The sequence below is a fragment of the Variovorax sp. GW821-FHT09B05 genome, from assembly GCF_059418265.1.
Genome location: NZ_JBWKPN010000023.1, coordinates 91531 through 116053, shown reverse-complemented (window position 1 = coordinate 116053; position 24523 = coordinate 91531). Strand labels below are relative to the sequence as shown.

At 70.8% G+C, this 24523-nt stretch carries 26 protein-coding genes; 20 read left to right on the top strand and 6 right to left on the bottom strand.

Annotated features, from left to right (window positions below; all coding sequences use genetic code 11):
- Positions 1 to 30: 30 nt before the first annotated feature.
- Entirely contained in the window at positions 31 to 516 is a 486-nt protein-coding gene (locus AC07RM_RS37695; protein WP_495337734.1) for a GNAT family N-acetyltransferase, read from the top strand.
- A 3-nt stretch (positions 517 to 519) separates the two neighbouring features.
- Here AC07RM_RS37695 and AC07RM_RS37690 read toward each other — a convergent pair whose 3' ends face one another.
- The 3 genes from AC07RM_RS37690 to AC07RM_RS37680 are packed head-to-tail and all read right to left on the bottom strand — an operon-like array spanning position 520 to position 3549.
- A complete protein-coding gene (locus AC07RM_RS37690) occupies positions 520 to 1743 on the bottom strand; it encodes a CaiB/BaiF CoA transferase family protein (RefSeq protein WP_495337733.1) in 1224 nt (407 codons plus the stop codon).
- A 14-nt stretch (positions 1744 to 1757) separates the two neighbouring features.
- Positions 1758 to 2549, bottom strand: a complete 792-nt coding sequence (locus tag AC07RM_RS37685) for an enoyl-CoA hydratase/isomerase family protein (protein WP_057596478.1) — start codon at positions 2547 to 2549, stop codon at positions 1758 to 1760.
- A gap of 46 nt (positions 2550 to 2595) precedes the next feature.
- The gene (locus AC07RM_RS37680) at positions 2596 to 3549 is read right to left on the bottom strand and encodes a tripartite tricarboxylate transporter substrate-binding protein (protein WP_143129053.1); all 954 of its coding nucleotides are present in this window, start codon (positions 3547 to 3549) and stop codon (positions 2596 to 2598) included.
- Positions 3550 to 3638: 89 nt separating this feature from the next.
- Here AC07RM_RS37680 and AC07RM_RS37675 point away from each other — a divergent pair, with 89 nt between their 5' ends.
- The 12 genes from AC07RM_RS37675 (at position 3639) to AC07RM_RS37620 (ending at position 11648) form a co-directional block, all read left to right on the top strand.
- Positions 3639 to 4325, top strand: a complete 687-nt coding sequence (locus AC07RM_RS37675; RefSeq protein ID WP_093340019.1) for a GntR family transcriptional regulator — start codon at positions 3639 to 3641, stop codon at positions 4323 to 4325.
- Positions 4326 to 4429: 104 nt separating this feature from the next.
- Complete coding sequence (locus tag AC07RM_RS37670; RefSeq protein WP_093340021.1) at positions 4430 to 5017, top strand: DUF1439 domain-containing protein; 588 nt, start codon at positions 4430 to 4432, stop codon at positions 5015 to 5017.
- Positions 5014 to 6036, top strand: a complete 1023-nt coding sequence (locus tag AC07RM_RS37665; RefSeq protein ID WP_495337732.1) for a glycerophosphodiester phosphodiesterase — start codon at positions 5014 to 5016, stop codon at positions 6034 to 6036. Before AC07RM_RS37670 ends, AC07RM_RS37665 begins: the two co-directional genes overlap by 4 nt.
- A gap of 26 nt (positions 6037 to 6062) precedes the next feature.
- Complete coding sequence (locus tag AC07RM_RS37660) at positions 6063 to 6314, top strand: hypothetical protein (RefSeq protein ID WP_371268778.1); 252 nt, start codon at positions 6063 to 6065, stop codon at positions 6312 to 6314.
- Between the two features lie 26 nt (positions 6315 to 6340).
- A complete protein-coding gene (locus tag AC07RM_RS37655; RefSeq protein WP_398498254.1) occupies positions 6341 to 6766 on the top strand; it encodes a hypothetical protein in 426 nt (141 codons plus the stop codon).
- A gap of 77 nt (positions 6767 to 6843) precedes the next feature.
- Positions 6844 to 8325, top strand: a complete 1482-nt coding sequence (locus AC07RM_RS37650; RefSeq protein WP_495337731.1) for a TolC family protein — start codon at positions 6844 to 6846, stop codon at positions 8323 to 8325.
- 1 nt (position 8326) lies between these two features.
- The gene (locus AC07RM_RS37645) at positions 8327 to 9712 is read left to right on the top strand and encodes a multicopper oxidase family protein (protein WP_495337730.1); all 1386 of its coding nucleotides are present in this window, start codon (positions 8327 to 8329) and stop codon (positions 9710 to 9712) included.
- A gap of 37 nt (positions 9713 to 9749) precedes the next feature.
- On the top strand, positions 9750 to 10262 hold the full coding sequence (locus AC07RM_RS37640) for a cupredoxin domain-containing protein (protein ID WP_495337729.1): 513 nt from the start codon (positions 9750 to 9752) through the stop codon (positions 10260 to 10262).
- A 19-nt stretch (positions 10263 to 10281) separates the two neighbouring features.
- A complete protein-coding gene (locus tag AC07RM_RS37635; RefSeq protein WP_495337728.1) occupies positions 10282 to 10740 on the top strand; it encodes a DUF411 domain-containing protein in 459 nt (152 codons plus the stop codon).
- A gap of 35 nt (positions 10741 to 10775) precedes the next feature.
- Positions 10776 to 11066: a copper-binding protein gene (locus AC07RM_RS37630; RefSeq protein ID WP_093340032.1), complete on the top strand. Its 291-nt coding sequence runs from the start codon at positions 10776 to 10778 to the stop codon at positions 11064 to 11066.
- Between the two features lie 64 nt (positions 11067 to 11130).
- Positions 11131 to 11349, top strand: a complete 219-nt coding sequence (locus AC07RM_RS37625; RefSeq protein ID WP_412179907.1) for an addiction module protein — start codon at positions 11131 to 11133, stop codon at positions 11347 to 11349.
- Positions 11350 to 11351: 2 nt separating this feature from the next.
- Complete coding sequence (locus tag AC07RM_RS37620) at positions 11352 to 11648, top strand: type II toxin-antitoxin system RelE/ParE family toxin (protein ID WP_495337727.1); 297 nt, start codon at positions 11352 to 11354, stop codon at positions 11646 to 11648.
- A gap of 12 nt (positions 11649 to 11660) precedes the next feature.
- Here the strand turns inward: AC07RM_RS37620 and AC07RM_RS37615 are convergent, their stop codons facing one another.
- Positions 11661 to 12962, bottom strand: a complete 1302-nt coding sequence (locus tag AC07RM_RS37615) for an NAD(P)/FAD-dependent oxidoreductase (protein WP_495337726.1) — start codon at positions 12960 to 12962, stop codon at positions 11661 to 11663.
- Between the two features lie 47 nt (positions 12963 to 13009).
- Here AC07RM_RS37615 and AC07RM_RS37610 point away from each other — a divergent pair, with 47 nt between their 5' ends.
- The 5 genes from AC07RM_RS37610 to AC07RM_RS37590 all read left to right on the top strand — a co-directional run bounded on the left by AC07RM_RS37610 (position 13010) and on the right by AC07RM_RS37590 (position 18326).
- Entirely contained in the window at positions 13010 to 14044 is a 1035-nt protein-coding gene (locus AC07RM_RS37610) for a P1 family peptidase (protein WP_495337725.1), read from the top strand.
- 18 nt (positions 14045 to 14062) lie between these two features.
- Positions 14063 to 15577, top strand: coding sequence for a TAXI family TRAP transporter solute-binding subunit (locus AC07RM_RS37605; RefSeq protein ID WP_495337724.1), 1515 nt, complete (start codon positions 14063 to 14065; stop codon positions 15575 to 15577).
- Between the two features lie 48 nt (positions 15578 to 15625).
- Positions 15626 to 17380 carry an aminodeoxychorismate synthase component I gene (gene pabB / locus AC07RM_RS37600; RefSeq protein ID WP_495337723.1) on the top strand — a complete coding sequence of 585 codons (1755 nt, stop codon included), beginning with the start codon at positions 15626 to 15628 and terminating at the stop codon, positions 17378 to 17380.
- 69 nt (positions 17381 to 17449) lie between these two features.
- The gene (locus tag AC07RM_RS37595) at positions 17450 to 17956 is read left to right on the top strand and encodes a MerR family transcriptional regulator (protein ID WP_495337722.1); all 507 of its coding nucleotides are present in this window, start codon (positions 17450 to 17452) and stop codon (positions 17954 to 17956) included.
- A complete protein-coding gene (locus tag AC07RM_RS37590) occupies positions 17865 to 18326 on the top strand; it encodes a carboxymuconolactone decarboxylase family protein (protein WP_495337721.1) in 462 nt (153 codons plus the stop codon). Before AC07RM_RS37595 ends, AC07RM_RS37590 begins: the two co-directional genes overlap by 92 nt.
- Before the next feature lie 18 nt (positions 18327 to 18344).
- On the opposite strand, the gene ettA is transcribed toward AC07RM_RS37590, so the two are convergent.
- The gene (ettA, locus tag AC07RM_RS37585) at positions 18345 to 20006 is read right to left on the bottom strand and encodes an energy-dependent translational throttle protein EttA (RefSeq protein WP_093340042.1); all 1662 of its coding nucleotides are present in this window, start codon (positions 20004 to 20006) and stop codon (positions 18345 to 18347) included.
- A gap of 343 nt (positions 20007 to 20349) precedes the next feature.
- On the opposite strand from ettA, the gene AC07RM_RS37580 reads away from it, so the two are divergent.
- Together AC07RM_RS37580 and AC07RM_RS37575 are read left to right on the top strand one after the other, a co-directional pair.
- A complete protein-coding gene (locus AC07RM_RS37580; RefSeq protein ID WP_495322498.1) occupies positions 20350 to 22143 on the top strand; it encodes a DEAD/DEAH box helicase in 1794 nt (597 codons plus the stop codon).
- An 89-nt stretch (positions 22144 to 22232) separates the two neighbouring features.
- Positions 22233 to 23264, top strand: a complete 1032-nt coding sequence (locus AC07RM_RS37575) for an endonuclease/exonuclease/phosphatase family protein (protein WP_495337720.1) — start codon at positions 22233 to 22235, stop codon at positions 23262 to 23264.
- A gap of 12 nt (positions 23265 to 23276) precedes the next feature.
- On the opposite strand, the gene AC07RM_RS37570 is transcribed toward AC07RM_RS37575, so the two are convergent.
- Positions 23277 to 24473: a mandelate racemase/muconate lactonizing enzyme family protein gene (locus tag AC07RM_RS37570; RefSeq protein WP_495337719.1), complete on the bottom strand. Its 1197-nt coding sequence runs from the start codon at positions 24471 to 24473 to the stop codon at positions 23277 to 23279.
- Positions 24474 to 24523 lie beyond the last annotated feature (50 nt).

Genomic DNA, 24523 nt, shown 5'->3' with positions numbered 1-24523 from the left:
GCGGCGGCGGGCCGCTATGCTTCGCACCCCATGCAGATCGAACCCGCCCGCCCCGAGGAAGCCCCCACCGTCGTCGCCGTGCTGCACGAGGCCGCGCAATGGCTGGTCGACGAAGGCCGCACCCTGTGGTCGGGGCCGGAGATCGCGCCCGCGCGCATCGAGCGCGACTGCGCAGCCGGCGGCTACTTCATCGCGCGCATCGATGGCCAGGTGGCCGGCGTGGTCCGGCTCGACCTCGAGGACCCGTATTTCTGGCCCGAGATCGAGGCCGGCAGCTCGCTCTACGTGCACAAGCTCGCGGTGCGCCGCGGCTTCGCGGGGCAAGGCGTGTCGAACGCCTTGCTGGTGTTCGCGCGCGAACGGGCGACGGCGCTCGGCAAGCGCCACCTGCGGCTCGACTGCGTGGCCGACCGCGCGCCGCTGCGCCGCCTCTACGAGCGCTTCGGCTTCGCGCTGCACAGCGAGACCCGCAAGGACTTCGGCCTCTTCGCGCGCTACGAGTTGCCGCTGCGCTGAGCCTCAGGTCGCGGCGTGCTGCGCGATGACCTGCGCGCGCTGCAGCCGCTCGATCTCCTCCTCGCCGAAATCGAATTCGCGCAGCACCTCGTGGGTCTGCTCGCCCACGCGCGGCGCGGCCGAGCGCGCATGCGGCGACACGCCGTCGAAGTGCAGCGGCAGCCCGAGCGAGCGCGTGGTGCCGCCCTCGGCATGGTCGACCTCCACCACCATCGACACCGCGCTCGACTGCGGATGCTCGAGCGCCTGCTTCACGTCGTGCACCGGTCCCACCGGCACGCCGGCGCGGTCGAGGCGCTCGATCCAGTGGTCCGCGCCGTGCGGCGCCAGCGCCTGCGTGATCAGCGCCTCGAGCGCGGCCTGGTGCGCGAGCCGGTCGCGGCCCGTGCGAAAGCGCGGGTCGTCCACCCATTCGGGATGGCCCAGCACCTCGGCGATGCGCTGCCAGTTGGCCTGGTTGCCGCCACCGATCGCGATCGCGCCCTCGGCGCAGCGGAAGGTCTGGTAGGGCGCGATCAGCGGATGGGCGGTGCCCATCGGCCGCGCGATGGCACCGCTCGAGAAGTAGGCCGCGGCGAACCAGTACATCTGCTGCAGCGAAGCCTGCAGCAGCGAGGTCTCGACCTTGCTGCCGATGCCGGTGCGCAGCCGCCGCACATAGGCCGAGAGGCTGCCGAGCGCGGCCAGGATGCCGGCGTTGATGTCGGCGACCGAGTTGCCGGGCTTGGCCTGCTCGCCGCCGAGGCTGCCGGTGACGCTGATCAGGCCCGAGAAGGCTTGCAGCACCAGGTCGAAGCCGCCCTTGTCGCTGAGCGGGCCGTTGGGGCCGTAGCCGCTGATCGAGCAGTAGACGAGGCCGGGGTTCGCGGCGCGCAGCTGCTCGTAGCCGAGGCCGAGCGCATCGAGCTTTCCGCGCCGGAAGTTCTCGGTGACGATGTCGCAGCGCGCCGCGAGCCGGCGGATCACGTCCTGCCCGGCTGGCTGGCGGATGTCGACCGCCACCGAGCGCTTGCCGCGGTTGAGCATCACGAACGATGGCGCGAGCCCCGGGTCGTTGGGCCGTGCATAGCCGCGCGCATCATCGCCGGCCGGAAACTTCTCGATCTTGATGACCTCGGCGCCCATGTCGGCCAGCATCAGGCCGCAGATCGGGCCGGCCATGATCTGCGACAGCTCGAGCACGCGCACGCCGGCCAGCGGCAGCGCGGCGGGGTCCGGTGGCGGCATTCCGTGCGCCACGCTCAATGCCCCTCGAAGCGCGGCGCGCGGTTCTCGGCAAAGGCCGCCAGGGCCTCGTGCAGGTCGCGCGTGCGCAGGCTGGCGACATGCGCCTGCTGCGCGGCGGCCTCGTCGTACTGCTGGCGCGCGGTCTCGTTGAGCGTGCGCTTCATCGTGACCAGCGGGATCGGCGCCACCGCGAGCAGCTCGTCGAGCCAGGTGCGCAGCTCGGCATCGAGCGCTTCGGGCGCGACCAGCGCATCGAGATAGCCCACGCGCAGCATCTCCTCGGCCTGGATCGCGCGCGAGGTCAGGAACAGCTTCTTGGCCGCGCCGAGCCCCAGCCGCGAGACCCAGCGGCGGATGCCGTGGCCGTAGTAGTGCAGGCCCAGGCGCGAGGCCGGCATGAACATGCGCATGCCCTGCACGCCGAGGCGGAAGTCGCAGGCCAGCGCGAGGTCGGTGGCGCCGCCGTAGACCGGCCCGTGCAGCCGCGCTATGGTGACCGCGCGCGCGTTCTCGATCTCGTCGGTGAACTGCTCGAACAGGTTCTCGCCGGTGGCGGCGGCCTTGCCCAGGCGCGAGAGGTCGAAGCCCGAGCTGAAGCTCTTGCCCGTGCTCGCGAACACGATCACGCGCACCGCCGGATCGGCGTCGAGCTGGCGCAGGTAGCCGCGCAGCACCGGCAGGTCATCGGGCTCGATGCGGTTGTGGCTGCCGGGGCGGCGCAGCGTGATGGTGGCGACGGCGCCGTCGATGGCGAGCAGCGGCGGCGCGGCGGTGTCGGCCGCGGGGTCCTGGAGGGTCGTGGTCATGCGTGAAGGTCCTTGGAGAGGAAAAGAAAAAAGGAAAAGGGGCGGGTCAATCGAAACGGAGTTGCTGCTCGCGGATCACCTGGCCCCACTTGCGGAAGTCGGTCGCGACCAGCTCGGCGGCCGCCTCGGGCGGGCCGGCCTCGATGTCGCTGCCCGTGGCCAGGAGGCGTTCGCGCACCGCGGGCGTCTGCAGGGCGGCGTTGAGCGCCGCGTTGAGCCGTCGCACCACGGGCGCCGGCAGGCCCTTGGGCGCGGCCAGCACGAACCAGCCCTGCGCGTCGTAGCCCGGCAGTCCCTGCGCCGCCACGGTCTTCACGCCCGGCAGCGCCGGCACCTCGCGCGCCGAGGTCACGGCGATGGCGCGCGCCCGGCCGCCCTGCACCACCGGCACGGCGGGCGCGATGGTGGCGAACGAGACCGCGACCGCGCCGCCCATCAGGTCGTTCATGGCCGGCGCCGCGCCCTTGTAGGGCACGTGCATCAGGTCGCTGTGGCTCGCGGCCTTGAGCAGCTCGCCCGCCAGGTGGTGGATGGTGCCGTTGCCCGAGCTGGAATAGGCCAGCTGACCCGGCTGCGCCCGCGCCAGCGCCAGCAGCTCGGGCAGGGTGCGCGCGGGCACCGAGGGATTCACCAGCACCACCAGCGGCGACTTCGAGACCACGCCCAGGTAGCTGAAGTCGCTGCGCGGGTCGTAGGGCACCTTGCGCGCGTTCGGGATGATGGTCAGCGGCGCGCCGTCGATCAGGCCCAGGGTGTAGCCGTCGGGCGCGGCGGTCTTGACGGCCTCGGCGCCGATCGCGCCGCCGGCGCCGGGCCTGTAGTCCACCACCACCGGCTGGCCCAGCGCCTTCTCCATCACCGGCGCGAGGTCGCGCGCCACCGCGTCGGCCGCGCCGCCGGGCGTGTAGCCGAGTACCAGCCGCAGCGGGCGGGTCGGCGACCAGCTTTCCTGCGCATGCAAAAATCCGGGCGCACCCAGCAGAAATGCAGAACCGGCCACCACGACCTTCCAAAGCAGTCTTGAAAACACCAGGCGTCTCCGTTTAAATATTTATAAACGAGTTCAGTATATTTTCAGATCACATCCGTATGCAACCCGGTAGAAGCCCCGTTGCCAGCCCGACGCTGGCCGAATCGATCCGCCTGTCGATCATCGAAAGCCTGGCCAGCGGCCTGCTGCAGCCCGGCCAGCCCATCGACGAGCGCGGACTCAGCGAGCGTTTCGAGGTCTCGCGCACCCCGATCCGCGAAGCCATCCTCCAGCTGGCGGCCCAGGGTTTCGTGGTGATGGAACCGCGCAGCGGCGCCTCGGTGCCGCGGCTGTCGATCCAGTTGCTGCGCGAGCTGCTGGAGCTGCTCGGCGAGCTCGAGGGCGCGGCCGCCAAGTTCGCCGCCAAGCGCATGCGCCCGACCGAGAAGAAGGCGCTGGAAGAGGCGCTGGCCGCCTGCGCCGAGGCCTCGGCGCGCGACGACGCGCTGGCCTACCGCGATGCCAACGACCATTTCCACGACCTGATCTACGCGGCCTGCCGCAACGAGACGCTGGTCGACCAGATCCGCGCGCTGCGCACCCGCTGCGCCGCCTACACCGCCAACCGCTTCGATTCGCCGGGCCGCATGCAGCGCTCGGCGCGTGAGCACGCGGCCATCACCGAGGCGCTGCTGCGCAGCGATCCGGCCGAGGCGCAGGCGGCGATGCTGGTCCACATCTCGATCGGCGGCAGCGATTTCGCGGAGTTCGTGAGCGGGTTGCCGCAAGACCTGTTGCACGCTTGAACGGGCCCTGTCCGGCCAGCGGTGCCGGTGACGTCCTGCAACCAATCGGGCGCGAACTCGCGCGCCTGTGGCAAGCTCCCACCGCCATGCAAAGCCGCCGCTCCATGCCCTCCTCCCCGATCCGCCCGACCCGTCTGACCCGCCGCCGCGCGCTGGGCGCCCTGCTCGGCGCCTGCGCGCTCCAGGCGCCGTTCGCCGCCTTCGCGGGCTTCAACTTCTTCACCAGCGAATACACCGCGAGCCGCGACGAGCTGCAGGCGCAGATCGCGCGCCGCTTCCCGGTGGCCGAGCGCTATGCCGAGCTGTTCACGGTCGGGCTGCGCGATCCGCAGCTGGGCCTGGACGCGGGCACCAACCGCGCCGCGATCACCGCCACGCTGACCATCGCGAGCCCGCTGCTCGGCGGCGCGCCGGTGCAGGGCACGGTGGCAGTCAGCAGCGCGCTCAAGTACGACGCCGCCACGCGCGCGCTGCGGCTCGACCAGCCCAAGGCCGAGCGCATCGAGCTGCAGGGCCTGGGCGGGCGCGATGGCGAGCGGCTGCAGCGCGTGGGCGCGCTGGTGGCGCAGGAACTGCTGCAAGGCCAGCCGCTGCGCACCTTCAAGCCCGAGGAACTCACCGTCGGGCGCAAGACCTACGAGATCGGCGACATCACGGTGCTCGCCGACGGCATCAAGGTGCAACTCAAATGACACATCGCAGACGCACGCTCCTGCTCGCCCTGGGCGCCACCGCCGCGCTCGCCGCGGGCTGCACCGGCTTCGCGCCCACGCCGCGCACGCGCTTCGACCTCGAGGCCCACCGCGGCGGCCGCGGCCTCGCGCCCGAGAACACGCTGGCGGCGTTCTCCAACGCCATCGACCTCGGCGTGACCACGCTCGAGCTCGACATCGGCCTGAGCGCCGACGGCGTGGTGGTGGTGTCGCACGACACGGCCCTCAACCCCGACCACACGCGCGATGCCGCCGGCCAGTGGCTCACGCCCGCGAACGGCCGCAGCGGACCCACGATCCGCTCGCTCACGCTGGCGCAGCTGCAGGGCTACGACGTGGGCCGGCTCAATCCCTCGAGCAGCTATGGCCGCCAGTTCGCGCTGCAGTTGCCGCGCGACGGCGAACGCATCCCGACGCTCGAGGCGGTGTTCGACCTGGTGCGCGCGCGCGGCCCGGCTGCGGCCACCGTGCGCTTCAACATCGAGACCAAGATCGATCCGACCAAGCCCGACGAGACCGCCGCGCCCGAGCCCATGGTGCGCGCGCTGCTCGCGGTCATCGACAAGGCGCAGATGGCCGAGCGCGTGACCGTGCAGAGCTTCGACTGGCGCACGCTGGCGCTGGTGGGCCAATGGGCGCCCGCGATGTCGCGCGCCTACCTGAGCACGCCGCGCACGCTGAAGGACAAGCGCTGGACTGCCGGGCTCGATGCCGCGGGCTTCGGCTCCACGCCGCAGCTCGTGAAGGCCGCGGCCGGCACCAGTGGCGGTCCGCTCGTCTGGTCGCCGGCCTTCGCCGACCTCGACGCGGCGCAGGTGAAGGAGGCACAGGGCCTCGGCATGAAGGTGCTGCCCTGGACCGTGAACCAGCGCGCCGACATGATCCGGCTGATGGACCTGGGCGTGGACGGCATCATCACCGACTACCCCGACGTGCTGCGCGACCTGGTGCGCGAACGCGGGCTGCCGCTGCCGCCCTCGGGAAGGAGCGCCTCGTGAGCGCCGCGCTGCAACAGCTCGACACCATCGCCGGGCACATCGACGCGCTGCGCCGCCAGGGCGGCGGCCCCGCCGGCCTGCTGTCGGACCAGGCACGCGGCAGCGCCGCGCTGCTGGCCGCCCTGCCGCCGCGCTACGGCGAGGTGCTGCTGAACCTGCTCGACCGGCTCGAATCGAGCGCGCTGTTCAGTGAGGAAAGCTGCTCGTTCAGCCAGAAAGATCTGCTCGACAACCTGTCGTTGTGGGTGGACAAGGCCCGCGCGCAGCTCGGCGGCTAAGGCACGCGGTTTATCATCGGCCCTCCATGCGCACCCTGTTCCTCGCCCTCATGATCGCCCTGCTGCCGGTTCGCGGCTGGCTCGGCGACGCGATGGCGATCGAGATGGTGCGGCATGCGATGCCCGCGGCCGAGGCCGTCGCCGGCGTGGCACAGGCGGCCACCGAGGCGCACTGCCACGAGGCCGGCGACATGGCCATGACGGCCATGGACAACGCCTCGCACGCCGACCACGCGATGGCCGACACCCACGGCGACGGCAGCGACAGCGACCACGCCAGCCACCAGGGCTGCGGCACCTGCACCGCCTGCCAGGTCTGCCACTCGGTGGCACTCGGCGGCACCGAACTCAGGGGCATCGCGCACGATGCCCCCCAGGCCGCCCCCGCGGCCCCGGCGGCTCGCTTCGCGAGCACCGAGCCCTTCCTGGGCTTGAAGCCGCCCATTTCCTGATCTCCCTGCCCGTAGTCCGTCCGCGGTGAGCCCTTGCCGGCTCGCGGCGTCGATCGTATTGCTCATGGAGATCGAGCGTGAACCCTATCGTTCGCCGGCACCTGGCCGGCCCCTTTCCCTTTCGCTGTCGAACAACTGACGCGCTGCCCCGGCGCGCCCTCGCATTCGCCAGTGCCCTGTTCCTGGCCGGCTGCGCCAGCCTCTCGCCCGACGGCGGCACGGCCGACGTGCAGGCCCTGGTCGCGGGCAATCCCCTGATGGCGGGCCAGCCGGCCCAGCGCATGCCCGACGAGGCTTCGCGCAAAAGCGTCGACGCGCTGCTCGCCAGGCCGCTCGACGCCGAGGCCGCCGTGCGCATCGCGCTCGTCAACGGCCCGCGCGTGCAGGACGCCTTCGCCACCCTGCAACTGAGCGACGCCGACCGCGTGCAGGCCGCGAGCCTGCCGAACCCGGTGCTCTCGTTCAGCCGGCTGGCGCAGGGCCGCGAGCGCGAGCTCGAGCGCATGCTGAGCTTCAACGTGATCGGCCTGGTCACGCTGCCGTGGCAGGCGCGCTGGGCCGGCCAGCGCCACGAGGCCGCCAAGCTGCAGGCCGCGCAGAGCGTGCTGCTGCTGGCCGCCGACACGCGTCGCGCCTGGGTGCGCGCGGTGGCGGCGCAGCAGAGCGTGGTCTACCTGCGCGATGCCAGGGAGGCGGCCGAGGCCGGCGCCGAGCTCGCGCACCGCATGGCCCAGGTCGGCAACTGGAGCGCGCTGCAGCGCACGCGCGAACAGCTGCTGCTGGCCGATGCCGCGGCGCAGCTCGCACGTGCCGAGCAGGCCGCCGTGGCCTCGCGCGAGCAGCTCACGCGGCTGCTGGGCCTGGCGGGCGAACGCACCGCCTACACCCTGCCCGACCGCCTGCCGCCGCTGCCCCAGGCCGCGCCCGAGCTCGGCGACGTGCAGGCACGCGCGCTGCGCGACCGGCTCGACGTGCGCTCGGCGCAGGCGCAGAACACGGCCGTGGCCGATTCGCTGGGCCTCGTGCATGCCACGCGCGTCATCAATGCGATGGAGCTCGGCGTGGTGCGCAACACCACCTTCGAGAACGACGCCGACCGTTCGCGCGCCACGCAGCGCGGCTTCGAGCTCGACCTGCCGCTGCCGCTGTTCGACTGGGGCCAGGCACGCACCGGCCGCGCCGAGGCGCAGTACATGCAGTCGGCCGCGCGCGTGCGCGACGTGGGCGTGCTGGCCGCGAGCGAGGCGCGCGAGGCCTGGCGCGGCTGGAACACGGCCTATGGCCTGGCCCGGCGCTACCGCGACGAGGTGCTGCCGCTGCGCAGGAAGGTCAACGAGGAGATGGTGCTGCGCTACAACGGCATGCTCGCGAGCGTGTGGGAGCTGCTCGCCGAGACGCGCGCGAGCATGCTCGCGGTGAACGCCGGCATCGAGGCGCAGCGCGATTTCTGGCTGGCCGATACCGACCTGCAACTGGTGCTCACGGGCAGTTCGCCCGGCGGCATGACGGCGCTGCAGACCGCGACCGCCAGCGACGCCCCCGCGGCGGGAGGACACTGAGATGAACCGCCGCAATTTCTTCGCGGGCGCCGCCACGGCCGTGGCCGCCACCACCGTCAGCCGCGTCTCGATGGCCGCGCTGCCCGAGCCCGTCTCGCAAAGCTCCACCGCCACGGCCGCACCGCTGGTGCCGCCCAACGGCCGGCCCTACAACCCCGTCGTCACGCTCAACGGCTGGACCCTGCCCTGGCGCATGAACGCCGGCGTCAAGGAATTCCACCTCGTCGCCGAGCCGGTGGTGCGCGAGATGGCGCCGGGCTTCAAGGTCAACATGTGGGGCTACAACGGCCAGTCGCCGGGACCGACCATCGAGGTGGTCGAGGGCGACCGGCTGCGCATCTACGTGACCAACCGGCTGCCCGAGCACACCACCGTGCACTGGCACGGCCAGCGCCTGCCCAACGGCATGGACGGCGTGGGCGGCATCACGCAGCCGCAGATCCCGCCGGGCAAGACCTTCGTCTACGAGTTCACCGCGCGCCGCCCCGGCACCTTCATGTACCACCCGCATGCCGACGAGATGGTGCAGATGGCGATGGGGATGATGGGCTTCTGGGTCACGCACCCGAAGGCCGATCACCCGCTGATCGAGAAGGTCGATCGCGACTTCTGCTTCCTGCTCGGCAGCTTCGACGTGGAGCCCGGCAGCGCCACGCCCAAGGTCAGCACCATGACCGACTTCAACCTCTGGAGCTTCAACAGCCGCGTGTTCCCGGCCATCGACACGCTCAACGTGCGCAAGGGGGACCGCGTGCGCATCCGCGTGGGCAACCTCACGATGACCAACCACCCGGTCCACATCCATGGCCACGAGTTCGAGGTGACCGGCACCGACGGCGGCCCCGTGCCGCGCACCGCGCGCTGGCCCGAGGTGTCGGTCGACGTGGCGGTGGGCCAGATGCGGCAGATGGAGTTCATCGCCGACGAGGAAGGCGACTGGGCGCTGCACTGCCACAAGGCGCACCACACCATGGGGCCGATGGGCCACGAGGTGCCGACCATGATCGGCGTGGACCACAAGGGCGTGGCCGAGAAGATCAGGAAGCTGGTGCCCGACTACATGGTGATGGGCGACAAGGGCATGGCCGACATGGGCGAGATGGAGATGCCCATTCCCGACAACACGGTGCCGATGATGACCGGCACCGGCCCTTTCGGCTCGGCCGAGATGGGCGGCATGTTCACGCTGCTCAAGGTGCGCCGCGACCAGAAGCCCGGCGACTACCGCGACCCGGGCTGGTTCAGGCATCCGCCGGGCACGGTCGCGCGCGAAGTGCCCAACGCCAACGTGCCGCCGGCCCCGCGCGCGAAGGCACCGGCCCCGTCGGCCGCCGAGCCCGATGCCAGCGTGCGCAAGCCCTCGGGCCATGGCACGCACCAGCACTGAATCCGCTCATCCCCTTTCATCTTTTGGAGTTCCATCCATGAACAAGACACTCAAGCTCGCCGCCGCCGGCCTCGCGCTCGCGGCCTTCGCCACCGTCTCGCTGGCGCACGAGAACCACGTCGCCAAGCCCAGGGGCGCGGCCGAACTCGCGCCCGAGCAGAAGCCCTGGGGCATCGTCGGCAAGCCCGGTGCCGTGAAACGCACCATCGACATCGCGATGGCCGACGACATGACGTTCACGCCCTCGGTGATCGAAGTGCGCGAAGGCGACACGCTGCGCCTGCGCTTGAAGAACAAGGGCCGTGACCTGCACGAACTCGTGCTCGGCACCACGGCCGAGATCGAGGCCCACGCGGCCATGATGAAGAAAATCCCCGGCATGGAGCACGACGAGCCCTGGATGGCGCACGTGCCGCCGGGCCAGACCGGCGAGCTGGTCTGGACCTTCAACCGCGCCGGCGACTTCGACTTCGCCTGCCTGGTGAAGGACCACTACGAACTCGGCATGGCCGGCCGCGTCCGCGTGCTGCCCGCCGCCGGCAAATCCTGAAATCCCGAAAGGAACTCCCATGCAAAGAAGACGACTGATGCTGACCCTGGCGTCCACCGCCGCCCTGCCTTTCATCGCGCGGGCGGCGCGCGCCGCGGCGCCGATGGTCGAGATCTGGAAGGACCCGAACTGCGGCTGCTGCCAGGACTGGGTCAAGCACCTCAACAGGAACGGCTTCGCCACGCGCGTGCACGACGAAGGCAACGCGGCCGCGCGCAAGCGCCTGGGCCTGCCCGAGAAGCTGGGCTCGTGCCACACGGGCCAGGTCGGCGGCTACGCCATCGAGGGCCACGTGCCCGCGCGCGAGATCCAGCGCCTGCTCAAGGAGAAGCCCAGGGCCGTGGGCCTCGCCGTGCCCGGCATGCCGGTCGGCTCGCCGGGCATGGACGGTCCGGCCTATGGCGACCAGCGCGATCCCTACGACGTGCTGCTGGTGCTGGCCGATGGCGGCACGCGCGTGTTCCAGAGCTATCGATGAATCCTCCGATCATCCTGCAAGAAAGACCGATCACCATGAAGAAATCGCTCGCCGCCCTCGGCGCCCTCCTGTTCGCCGCCGTCGCCTTCGCACAGACGGCCCTGCCGCCCGTCGAGGGCGAGGTCCGCAAGATCGACACCGAGGCGAACAAGATCACCTTGCGCCACGGCGACATCCCCAACCTCGAGATGACCGGCATGACCATGGTCTTCCGCGTGAAGGACCCGGCGCTGCTCACGCAGGTCAAGCCCGGCGACAAGGTGCAGTTCACGGCCGACAAGGTCGATGGGGCGCTCACGGTGCTGTCGATCGCACCTGCGAACTGAGGGCCTTAGGGCTTTGGACACGCCTGCCTAGAATGATGCGTTGATCCACTTTCGGGAGATCGAATTGGGAAGCTCCGATCTGCAGCAGGCTCTTTCTTCGCTGAGCATGGCGGAACGCATCGAGCTGGCCGAAGAACTGTGGGACAGCGTGGCGCGCGATGCCGAATCGCAAAGGCTGAGCGCGCGCGAACAGGAAGAGGTCGCACGCCGCCGCGCCGAGCATCGTGCCGACCCGCAGGCGGTCGTGCCCTGGGACCAGGTCAAGGCATCGCTGAAGCTCTGACCTTGCTGGACATCGTTTTTCGGGAAAGCGCGCTGCGCCAGTTGCAGGACGCGCAGGGCTGGTACGAAATGCAGCGCGCCGGGCTGGGCGCTGAGTTCGCGCGCAGCGTCGAGGCCGTGGTGCACCGGATCGCGCGACAGCCCGAAGGCGCGCCGCTGGTTTGGGAAGACGTTCACAGGGCCCACCTGCGGCGCTTCCCCTATTCCGTCTTTTATCTCGTCGAGTTCGATCGCGTGGTGGTGCTGAGCTGCATGCATCAGCGCCGCGACCCCGCGGGCTGGCCCTCTTCGGCCGCCTGACGGCGAGCCACCCTACGCCCCGAAGCGCCGCGGATCGAACGGCGCCAGCGCGATCTCCGGCACCAGCCCCGCCATCGCCTGCGCCGCCAGCCGCCCGGTGCGCGCCGAGCCGCACAGCCCCACGTGCCCATGGCCGAAGGCCAGCACGATGTCGGCGCTGCCGGCGGCGGGGCCGATGCAGGGCAGGCCGTCGGGCAGGCTCGGGCGATGGCCGAGCCAGCGCTGCACCTCGGTCCCTTCGGGCGGCGCGTCGGCCAGCGCGGGAAACATCGAGCGCAGGTGCTCGTGCAGGATCTCGGCGCGGCGCCAGTCGGGCGCGGCCTCGAGCCCCGCGATCTCGACCTGGCCGGCGGCGCGCAGGCCGCCGTTCATCCAGTGCGCGATGAGCTTGCCGTCGGCCACCATCACCGGCGTGCGCGGGCCCACCGCCGCCTTCGGCAGCACGACGTGATAGCCGCGCTCCGATTCCAGCGGCACCGGCGAGCCGGCCGCGGCGGCCAGGGCGCCCGAGCGCGCGCCGGCGCAGACCGCGGCGGTGTCGCAGGCGATCTCGCCGGCTTCGGTGCGCACGGCGCGCAGCCGGCCACCCTCGATGCGGAAACCGGTGGCGCGCGCGGCCACGCGGTCGGCGCCGAGCGCACGCGCATGCGCGGCCAGCGCCGCGACGTAGGCGCCGGGGTCGCGGCAGTGGCCGGCCTCGCCGACGTGGATGCCCAGCGTGTAGCGCGCATCGAGGTCGGGCTCCTGCCGGCGCAGTTCGTCGGCATCCCACTCGCTCCATCGCACGCCGGTGCGCGCGCGCACGCGCCAGGCCAGCGCATCGCCCTCGAACTCGGCGCGCGAGCGGTAGGCATGCAGCAGGCCGCGCTGCTCGATCAGTTGCGGCACGCCGGCCTCGGCCGCCAGCCGCGCATGCAGAGCAGGTGCATCCACCAGCAAGGTGCGCAGCGCGTCGGCGATGCGCTGCACGCGCGCCTCGGTGGCGCCCGAGGCCAGGTAGCGCAGCAGCCAGGGCAGCGCGCGCGGCAGGTAGGGCCAGCGCACCGCCAGCGGGCCGAGCGGGTCGGCCAGCCAGCCCGGCACCTTGCGCCACGCACCGGGCAGCGCGGGCGGCACCACCGAGTGCGAGGAGAGCCAGCCCGCGTTGCCGTAGCTGGTGGCCTGCGGCGCGCCGGGCTCGCCCGGCTCGACCACGGTGACGCGCAGGCCCGCGCGCAAGGCCTCGATGGCGGTGGCGCTGCCGACGGCGCCCGCGCCGATCACCACCGCATGGCGCCGCGCGCCGGACTGGAAACCACTTCTTTCAACTGTCATGGCGCCCATCGTAGGGGCCATGCGGCATGGTTCCATAATCGGCCGCCATGTCCGCCACGCCTTCCCACGCTTCCCCCTCCTCTTTCGACGGTGCCATCACCGACGTCGCCGGCATCGAGGTCGGCCACTTCTCCGACACTCGCCGGCCCACCGGCTGCACCGTGATCATCACGCGCGAAGGCGCGGTGGCCGGCGTCGACGTGCGCGGCGCCGCGCCCGGCACGCGCGAGACCGACCTGCTCGCGCCCGGCAACCTGGTGCAGCAGGTGCACGCCGTGATGCTCGCGGGCGGCAGCGCCTGGGGCCTGGCCGCGGCCGAGGGCGCGATGCGCTGGCTCGAGGAGCGCGGCGTGGGCATGGACGTGCGCTTCGGCACCTTGCCGATCGTGCCCGCCGCGGTACTGTTCGACCTGCCGATGGGCGATGCCCGCATCCGGCCCGATGCCGCGGCCGGCTATGCCGCCTGCGAGGCCGCGGGCCGCGACGCGCCGGCCGAGGGCAACGTGGGCGCCGGCACCGGCGCGCTGGTGGGCAAGCTGTTCGGCGTGCAGCGCGCGATGAAGGGCGGCATCGGCACCGCCTCGGTCACGGTCGGCGGCGTCACGGTCGGCGCGCTGATCGCGGTCAATTCGCTCGGCGACGTGATCGATCCCGACACCGCGCTGCCCGTGGCCGGCGCGCGCACCGAGGACGGCCGCGCGCTGCTCGACACGCGCCGCGCCCTGCTGCGCGGCGAGCTGCCCAAGCCGCTGCTGGCCGGCACCAACACCACCATCGGCGTGATCGCCACCGACGCGGTGCTGACCAAGGTGCAGGCCAACCGGCTCGCGACCGTGGCGCACGACGGCCTGGCGCGCGCCATCAATCCCGTGCACACCATGAGCGACGGCGACACCCTGTTCGCGCTCGCCACCGGCCGCGTGCCGCTGGCGGCCGACGGCCCGGGCATGACGGTGCTCAGCGCCATGGCGGCCGAGGTCGCCGCGCGCGCCACCCTGCGCGCGGTGCTGGCGGCGCGCTCGGTGACGGTCGGCGAACTGCACATCCCCTCGGCCGCCGAGCTCGGCACCGCGCCGCGCTGACCTCACGAGCGAGACACCATGGCCTTCCCGAGAACCCTCAAGCTGATCCTGCTGTCGATCCGCGACCTGATCGCCTCCGCCGGCCCGATCCTGTTCCTCGTGATCGGCCTGTTGATCGCCGCCTACTGGTGGCTGCAGCCGCAGCCGCCCAAGCAGGTGACGCTGGCCACCGGTCCCACGGGCAGCGCCTATGCGCAGTTCGGCAAGCGCTATGCCGAGTCGCTGAAGCTCAGCGGCATCGAGGTCACGCTCAAGCCGACCTCGGGCTCATCGGAGAACCTCGAGCTGCTGCGCAAGGGCGAGGCCGACGTGGGCTTCGTGCGCGGCGGCAGCGCCGACCCGGTGGCCGACGAGGAGGCCGGGCTCAGTTCGCTCGGCAGCCTGTTCTTCGAGCCGATCTGGCTGTTCTACAGGCCCGACGCGATCACGCGCGCGCCCGACAGCGTGATCGCGCAGCAGGCGGCGGAGGCCGAGAAGGCGAAGAAGGCGGCCAAGGCAGCCGCGAAGGGCCGCCACGGCGCCGAGCGCAAGAAGGCCGCGGCACCGCAACCCGCCGTGCCCCCCGCCCCGATCCCGCTCACCTCGCTGACGCAACTGCGCGGCCTGCGCGTCAACGTCGACATGCCCGGCAGCGGCCTGCCCGAACTCATGGGCCGGCTGCTCGATGCCAACCGGCTCGCGCCCGATGCGCTGCTGCTGTCGAACCTCGAGCAGTCCGCGGCCGCCGAGGCGCTGCAGGCCGGGCTGCTCGATGCGATCGTGCTGTCGTCGGCGCCGCAGTCGCCGCAGGTGCAGCGGTTGCTGCGCGCGAACGACATCCGGCTCATGGACTTCGTGCAGGCCGACGCGTACACGCGGCGCTTCCCCTTCCTCTCGGCCGTGACCCTGCCGCGCGGCGTGGTCGACCTCTCGAAGGACCTGCCGGCCGGCGACGTGTCGCTGCTCGCGGCCACCACCTCGCTGCTGTCGCGCGAGGACACCCATCCCGCGCTGCGCCAGCTGTTCGCGCAGGCGGCGCAGCACCTGCATGGCGGCGCCGGCTGGTTCAACCGGCCGCGCGACTTCCCGAACACGCGCACCAGCGAACTGCCCGTGAGCCCCGAGGGCGACCGCGCCATCAACGGCACGCCGCCGTTCTGGCAGCGCTACCTGCCGTTCTGGGCCAGCAACCTGATCGAGCGCATGTGGCTGGTGCTCGGCGGCCTGCTGGTGCTGATGCTGCCGCTGAGCCGCGTGGTGCCGCCGCTCTACCAGTTCCGCGTGCGCCGCCGGGTGTTCCGCTGGTATGCGCGGCTGCGCGACATCGAGGGCAAGGTCGACGGCCAGCGCGGCGATCCGGCCGAACTCACGAAGGAGCTCGACGAGCTCGACCGCGTGGTGAATCGCGTGGCGGTGCCGCTGTCGTATGCCGACGAGCTCTATGCGCTGCGCAACAACATCTATGCGGTGCGCAAGCGGGCGCTGGCGCGCGGCGCCGGTGCGCCGGCCGGCCCCGCGATGCCACCGCCGCCTTCGCCTTCCGCACCGCGCTGACCGGTACGCGGCGCCAGCGGGCGCCGCTGCCTTTTCCCAAGACCCATCGTGTCCACCCTGATCGACTTCGCCGACCCGCGCACCGATGGCGCGCAACGGCTGCGCCTGGCGTTCGGCGCCCCTTCCCGCACGCTCGTGGCGCGCAGCCTGGCCGAGGTGCGGCCCGTGCTCGCGCAGGCCGAGGCGCTGGCGCGCGCTGGCCACTGGTGCGTGGGCTACCTGCGCTACGAGGCGGCCGCGGCCTTCGATGCCGCGTTCGAGACGCATGCGGGCGATGGCAGTGCGCTAGCGTGGTTCGGCGTGCACGACCAGGCCCAGCCCTGGCCCGAGGAAGCCCCGCCCTCTCCCTCCAGCCCGCCGATCGCCTGGCGCGACAGCCTCTCGCGCATCGACTTCGACCGGCAGATGCAAGTCATCCACGCGGCGATCGCCGCCGGTGGCCTCTACCAGATCAACCACACGGCGCCGCTGCTCGGCGAATACGCCGGCGACCCGCGGGCCCTGTTCGCCGCGCTGCGCCGCAACCAGCCCGCGGGCTACGCGGCCTTCATCGACAGCGGCGAGGAACAGGTGCTGTCGCTGTCGCCCGAGCTGTTCTTCGACTGGCACGGCGAGCGCATCCTCGCGCGCCCGATGAAGGGCACCGCGCCGCGCGGCGCCACGCCGGCCGAGGACGAGGCCCAGGCGCATCGGCTGCGCAGCGTGCCGAAGGAGCGGGCCGAGAACGTGATGATCGTGGACCTGCTGCGCAACGACCTGTCGCGCATCGCGCAGCCGTTCTCGGTGCGCGTGCCGCGGCTGTTCCACACCGAGGCGCTGCCCACCGTGTGGCAGATGACCTCGGACGTGGAAGCCGCGGTGCGCCCCGGCACCTCGCTGGTCGACGTGTTCGACGCGCTGTTCCCCTGCGGCTCGGTCACGGGCGCGCCCAAGGTGGCGGCGATGCGGCTGATCCGCGAGCTCGAGCAGGCGCCGCGCGGCGTGTACTGCGGCGCGGTCGGCGTGCTGCGGCCCGGTGGGCATGCGACCTTCAACGTGCCGATCCGCACCGTGACGCTGCGCGATGGCCAGGCGCGCTGCGGCATCGGCAGCGGCATCACGGCCGATGCCACGGCCGACGCCGAATGGGCCGAGTGGGGCCACAAGCGGGCCTTCCTGGGCGCGGCCGCCGTTGCCGAGGCGCCCGGCTTCGAACTGCTCGAAACGCTGGCGCTGGTCGACGGCACGCTGCGCGATGCGCCGCTGCACATCGAACGCATGGCCGGCGCGGCGGCGCACTTCGGCTTCCCCTGGGATGCCGCACGCGTCGAGGCAGCGCTGCAATCGCTGCGCGATGCGCATGCCGAAGGCACCTGGCGCGTGCGCCTGCTGCTCGATGCGCGGGGCCTGCCACGCGCCGAAGCGCATGAAATGGGCGCTGCGCCCCACCGCGTGAAGCTGCAGCTGGCCGACCGCCCCTTCGACGAAGCACACAGCGAGTTCACGCGCTTCAAGACCACGCGCCGCGCGCACTACGAGGCCTTCGCGCCGACCCTGCCCGAGGCCTTCGACACGCTGCTGTGGAACCCCGAGGGCGAACTCACCGAATGCACGCGCGGCAACATCGCGCTGCGCCTGGACGACGGCCGCTGGGTCACGCCGCCGCTGCGCTGCGGCCTGCTGCCCGGCATCGGGCGCGCGCAGCGGCTGGCCGAGGGCTCGCTGGTCGAGGAGACGGTGCGGCGCGAGCAGCTCTCGCGCGTGACCGCGCTGGCCTTCGTCAACAGCCTGCGCGGCTGGATCGAGGCGGAACTCGTCACCTGAACCACCGGCGCGGATTTCTTCCAGATACCGCTTGACTTAGAGCGCGCTCCAACTTCGAGAATTCTCCCCATGGAAAGCAACCTGAGCATCGCGGAAGTGGCACGGCGCACCGGCCTCACGGCCCACACGCTGCGCTACTACGAACGCATCGGCCTGATCGCCGCCGTGTCGCGCGCGCCCGGCGGCCAGCGCCGCTATGCCGCAGCCGACATGGAATGGCTCGCTTTCCTGTTGCGCCTGCGCGAGACCGGCATGCCCATCCAGGGCATGCAGACCTTCGCCGGGCTTCGCAGTCAGGGGGACGCGAGCATCGGCGAACGCCGCGCGATGCTCGAATCGCATCTTGCCGAGGTTCGCTCGAAGGTGGAGGCGCTGCAGCAATCGATGCAGGCGCTGGCGCACAAGATCGAGCACTACCGCGGGATCGAGGCCCGGCGTCCCTCTTCATCGGGCAATGCCCCGGCTTCAACGAAGAGGAAGAAACATGCAGCACCCCATCCATCCGACGACGACCAACCAGCCGACCGGCGAGCGCTACGCGCGCGGCCTCGCGAAACTGCAGCAGATCGACGGTGAGGGCGGCATCAAGGTCGTCGAGGGCCTGGCCGACATCGCACCCGACTTCGCGCGCCTGTTGATCGAGTTCCCGTTCGGCGACGTCTATTCGCGTCCCGGCCTCGACCTGCGCTCGCGCGAGATCGCGGTGGTGGCCGCGCTCACCGCCATGGGCAATGCCGCGCCGCAGCTCAAGGTGCACATCCAGGGCGCGCTCAACGTCGGCGTGACGCGCGAGGAAGTGATCGAGGTGATCATGCAGATGGCGGTCTACGCGGGCTTCCCCGCCGCGCTCAACGGCCTGAGTGCCGCCCGCGAGGTGTTCGCGGCCGACGATGAAAAAAACGCGCGGCCCCTTGCGGAACCGCGCGCCCTGGTCGAGCCAGCCTGACGAAGGCCGCAGCAGGCCTTACTTGAGGGCCTTGAAGCGCACGCGCTTGGGCTTGGCGCCCTCTTCGCCCAGGCGCTTCTTCTTGTCGGCTTCGTACTCCTGGTAGTTGCCGTCGAAGAACACCCACTGCGAGTCGCCTTCGGCGGCCAGGATGTGGGTCGCGATGCGGTCGAGGAACCAGCGGTCATGGCTGATCACCAGCACGGTGCCCGCGTACTCGAGCAGCGCGTCCTCGAGCGCGCGCAGCGTTTCCACGTCCAGGTCGTTCGAGGGTTCGTCCAGCAGCAGCACGTTGCCGCCCTGGATCAGCGTCTTGGCCAGGTGCAGCCGGCCGCGTTCGCCGCCCGACAGGTTGCCGACCTTCTTCTGCTGGTCCTGGCCGTTGAAGTTGAAGCGGCCCGCGTAGGCGCGGCTGGCCATCTGGAACTTGCCGACGTTGATGATGTCCAGGCCGTTCGAGATGTCTTCCCACACGGTCTTGTTGTTGGCCAGTTCGTCGCGGTGCTGGTCGACGAAGGCCATCTTGACGGTCTGGCCCACCACCACTTCGCCGCTGTCGGGCTGTTCCTTGCCGGCGATCAGCTTGAACAGCGTGGACTTGCCGGCGCCGTTCGGGCCGATGATGCCGACGATGGCACCCGCGGGAATGTTGAAGTTCAGCTTGTCGATCAGCAGGCGGTCGCCGAAGCTCTTGCTCACGTCCTTGAACTCGATCACCTGGCTGCCCAGGCGCTCGGCCACCGGAATGAAGATTTCCTGCGTTTCGTTGCGCTTCTGGTATTCGACGTCGCTCAGCTCCTCGAAGCGGGCCAGGCGCGACTTGCTCTTGGCCTGGCGGGCCTTCGGGTTCTGGCGCGACCATTCCAGTTCCTTCTTCAGGGCCTTGGCGTGGGCTTCCTCGCTCTTCTGCTCCTGCGCCAGGCGTTCGCCCTTCTGCTCGAGCCAGGTGCTGTAGTTGCCCTTCCATGGAATGCCGCGGCCGCGGTCCAGTTCGAGGATCCACTCGGCGGCGTTGTCGAGGAAGTAGCGGTCATGGGTGATGGCCACCACGGTGCCCGTGAAGCGCTGCAGGAACACTTCGAGCCACTCCACCGATTCGGCGTCCAGGTGGTTGGTGGGTTCGTCGAGCAGCAGCATGTCGGGCTTGGACAAGAGCAGCTTGCACAGCGCCACGCGGCGCTTCTCGCCGCCCGACAGCAGGCCGATCTTGGCGTCCCATGGCGGCAGGCGCAGCGCGTCGGCCGCGATCTCGATCTGGTGCTCGGAATCGGTGCCGGCGGCGGAAATCACCGCCTCGAGCTCGCCCTGTTCGGCCGCCAGCGCGTCGAAGTCAGCGCCTTCCTCGGCGTAGGCGGCATAGATCTCCTCGAGGCGCGCCTTGGCGGCGTTGACCTCGCCCATGGCCTCGTCGATCGCATTGCGCACCGTGTGCTCGGGATTGAGCTTGGGCTCCTGCTCGAGGTAGCCGATCGACAGGCCGGCCATCGGAATGGCTTCGCCCTCGATCTCCTTGTCGACGCCGGCCATGATCTTGAGCAGCGAGGACTTGCCCGAGCCGTTCAGGCCGAGCACGCCGATCTTGGCGCCGGGAAAGAAGGACAACGAGATGTCTTTCAAGATCTGCCGCTTGGGCGGCACGGTCTTGGAGACTCTGTTCATGGTGTAGACGTACTGGGCCATCTTCTGTGTTGGACTGCTGATTGCTGAGGTGGCGAAAGCCGGAAAAAGCCGAAATCCCCTGGAGGAAGCCCCTGGAAGACGGCGGCAGGCCCGGCGCGCGGAATCGCGGAAACGGAGCGCGAAAAGCAGTGATTATCGACTCATGCGACAATCGCCACCGTGCCGGGTCCAGTTGCCCGCACACCGGCTCTCTGCCGGGGACGAAGAAAACCCTTCCGCAAGTCGGTTTTTCGGGCTCCCACTCCTGACCTTCATCAGCCTTGACTGGCTCGCGTCACAAGAACGAAAGACGCCGAGCGGGCCGATGTCACCGCGCCGTGTATGGCGCTTGTTGTTTCACACAATGACTTTTGATGAACTGAAGTTGGCTCCGGCCATCTTGAAGGCCGTGCACGAGCAGGGCTACGAGACCCCCACCCCGATCCAGGCCCAGGCCATTCCGGCCGTCCTCGAGGGCCACGACCTTCTCGGCGGCGCCCAGACCGGCACCGGCAAGACCGCCGCCTTCACCCTGCCGATGCTGCACAAGCTCACCATGAGCCGCAGCGCCACCAACAAGTTCGGCGGCATCGGCATCCGCGCCCTGGTGCTCACGCCCACCCGCGAACTCGCGGCGCAGGTCGAGGAATCGGTGCGCGACTACGGCAAGTACCTGCAGCTCGGCTCGACCGTGATCTTCGGCGGCGTGGGCATGAACCCGCAGATCGACCGCCTCAAGCGCGGCGTCGACATCCTGGTGGCCACCCCCGGCCGCCTGCTCGACCTGCAGCAGCAGGGCATGCTCGACCTGTCGACCGTGCAGATCCTGGTGCTCGACGAAGCCGACCGCATGCTCGACATGGGCTTCATCCACGACGTGAAGAAGGTGCTGGCGCTGATGCCGGCCCAGAAGCAGAGCCTGCTGTTCTCGGCCACCTTCAGCGACGAGATCCGCGAACTGGCCAACGGCCTGCTGCGCAACCCGCAGAGCATCCAGGTCACGCCGCGCAACACCACGGTGCAGCGCATCACGCAGGTGGTCCACCCCGTGGGCCGCGGCAAGAAGAAGGCGCTGCTCGCGCACATCATCAACGAGCACCAGTGGAGCCAGGTGCTGGTGTTCACCCGCACCAAGTTCGGCGCCAACAGCGTGGCCGAGTTCCTCACCAAGAACGGCATCGAGGCGATGGCGCTGCACGGCAACAAGAGCCAGAGCGCGCGCACCCAGGCACTGGCCGGCTTCAAGAGCGGCGACATCCGCGCGCTGGTGGCCACCGACATCGCGGCCCGCGGCATCGACATCGACGAGCTGCCGCACGTCGTGAACTACGAGATCCCCAACGTCAGCGAAGACTACGTGCACCGCATCGGCCGCACCGGCCGCGCGGGTTCGAGCGGCGAGGCCGTGAGCTTCGTCTGCCTCGACGAGGAAGGCTTCATGCAGGAGATCGAGCGCTTCACCAAGCAGACGATCCCCGTGCAGGTCATCGAGGGCTTCGGCCCCGAGGAAGGCGAACGCGCCGAGCCGATCGCCATGGGCCGCCAGACCATCTGGGGCGGCGCCGGCCGTCCGCCGAGCCGTGAAGTCATGCAGGCGGCCGCCAAGGCGGCGCGCGGCGAGATGATGCAGCGCATCCGCGACAACAAGGCCAGCCAGGGTGGCGGCGGCGGTGGTGGCAATGGCCAGCGCCGCGGCGGTGGCGGCAACGGCGCCGGCCAGGGCCGCAGCGCCAATGGCGGCGGTGGCCAGCAGGCCCCGCGCGGCCAGGGCCAGGGACCGGGCAATCGCGCGCCGCAAGGCCGCGCACCGCAGGGCCAGCCGCGTCCGCATCACCATGCGGCGGCGCACCCGCAGCAGAACCATCAGCCGCACGACGAGCGCCAGCCGCGCCATCACGGCAACAGCCACAGCCCGACCCAGGCCAACCAGGTCGCGCACCTGCGCGCCGAGGCGATCACCGGCGCGGCCGGCCAGCCCGATCCGTTGCGCACCAGCGTCGACCACATGGGTGGCGGCCGCGGACGCGGCGGCCGCTCGGGTGGCGGTGGCTACGGCGGCGGCAACCGTTCGGGCGGCGGTGGCCGTTCGGGTGGCGGCGGCTACGGCGGCGGCGGTGGCCGCTCGGGCGGCGGCGGTGGCCGTTCGTTCGGCCGCTGAGGCACGACGCACGCAGACATACAGGGCGCTTCGGCGCCCTTTTTCATGTCTGCATGGCGCCGGAGCACCTTCCGGACACAATCGTCGCCATGCAGTACATCCCGCCGAACTTCGCCACCCTCTTCGTGGCCACCTGCAACCTGCTCAATCTCGCGAACCCGCACCGCGTGTACTACGAGAACCAGGACGCCTACAACGAGCGCGAGTACGAACGCAAGATCGACTGGCTCGGCGAGCGCTTCCATGCGCTCAATGCCGACGTGCTCGCGGTGCAGGAGGTCTGGGACGAGGCGGCGCTGAAGGCCGCCATCCACCGCAGCGGCCTGCGCTATGACTTCGTGGCCGTGCCCGGCGCCGAGAACGCGCCCGCGCAGCCCGGCCTGCCGCCGCGCCCCGGCGCGCAGGGCACGCCGCGCGTGGGCATTGCCACGCGGCTCAAGGTCGACCGCATCCAGTCCTTCGTCGATTTCCCGCCGGGCTTCGGCGTCGAGGTGCCGGGCCTCGGACCGCACACCCGCTTCGAGCGGCCGCCGCTGCTGGCCACGCTGCGCATGAAGCACGGCCAAGCGGTGCACGTGCTGACGGTGCACCTGAAGTCGAAGCGGCCCAAGTTCCTGCAGGACGCGCAGGGCAACCACCTCGAGGACCGCGACGACCGCAAGGTGGGCGCGATGGCCTCGCTGCGCTCGCTGCTGATGCGCGGCGCCGAGGCCGCGGCCCTGCGCTGCATCGTGATCGACCTGCTGCAGGGCACCAACGTGCCGCTGGTGGTGATGGGCGACTTCAACGACAACCCGCACAGCGTGACCACCCAGCTCGTGGCGGCCACCTCCGAGGTGGCCTACGACAAGGCGGCGCGCGACGTGGCGCTGTTCAATGCCTACGAGATGCAGGGCGAGGCCGCGCTCAAGAAGGATGTGGCCTATTCGCACGTGCACCAGGGCTACCCGGAAGTGCTCGACCAGATCCTGGTGAGCGAGGAGTTCATCGCGGGCAGCCGCCACAGCCTGGGCGACGTGCGGCGCGTGGACTACTTCAACGACCACCTGCACGAAGGGCGCGACCGCTCGCGCTCGGACCACGGCTTCGTGCGCGCGCTGCTGCGGCTGCGCACGGACTGACGACGCGCCCGCTCAGGCCTTCGAGATCCGCACCATCGCATCGGCGCGCTTGTGCAGGTCGGGCAGCAGCTCGAGCCCCAGCCCCGGCTTGTCGTTGAGGCTGATCATGCCGTTCTCGACCTTCGGCAGCTCGGTCACCAGGCCCTGGTACCAGCCCGTGAAGAAGGCGCGCACGCTCTCCTGGATCAGCGCGTTGGGCGCATGCAGGCTCAGGTGCGTCGACGCGGCCCAGACCACCGGGCCGGTGCAGTCGTGCGGCGCCACCGGCAGCTGCCAGGCATCGGCCATGGCCGCGATCTTGCGCGCCTCTGTGAGGCCGCCGCACCAGCTCAGGTCGAGCATCGCGACGCCGGCCACGCCGGTCTGCAGGTAGTCCTTGAAGCCCCACTTGTAGCTCAGCGTCTCGCTGGCGCAGACCAGCGCCTTGCAGTCGACGGCGTACTGCTTCAACAGGTCGAGGCTGTCCATGCGGATCGCATCCTCGTGCCAGAAGGTGTCGAACTCCTGCAGCGCACGCGCGATCTTCTGCGCCATCGGCAGCCGCCAGAGGCTGTGGAACTCGACCATGATGTCCATGCGCTTGCCGACCGCGCCGCGGATCTTGCGGAAGGGCTCGAGCGCCGCATCGAGGTCGGCGTTGCTGATGTACTGGCCGTGGCTGCGCTCGGCCGCCGGATCGAAGGGCCAGATCTTCATCGCCGTGATGCCCTCCGACAGCAGCGACTCGGCCAGCTCGTCGGCATGGTGCAGGAAGCCCTGCAGGTCCTCGTAGGGGCCGGCCGCGTTGCCGATGCCCCAGTTGGAGCTGGTCTGGTTGGCGGCGCTGCGGATGTACTGGTAGCCCGCGCAGGTGTTGTAGACGCGGATCGCGTCGCGGCTCTTGCCGCCGAGCGCGGTGTGCACCGGCATGTTGGCGGCCTTGCCGAACAGGTCCCACAGCGCGATGTCCACGGCCGAGTTGCCGCGCGTCTCCACGCCCGACCCGCGCCAGCCCAGGTAGCCCGTGAGGTCGCGGTTGCGCGCCTCGATCGCCAGCGGGTCGGTGCCCAGCAGCTTGTGGGCGCCCCACTCGTGCAGGTAGGCCTCGACCGCCTCGGCGCCCATGAAGGTCTCGCCGAGGCCGACCAGGCCTTCGTCGGTGTGCAGGCGCACCCAGAGGATGTTGGGGAATTCGCCGAGGCGGATGGTTTCGAGCTGCGTGATCTTCATGGCTTCATGGCGGTCCGGGATGCGGTGACTGAACGGCCGGCGCGCTCTCG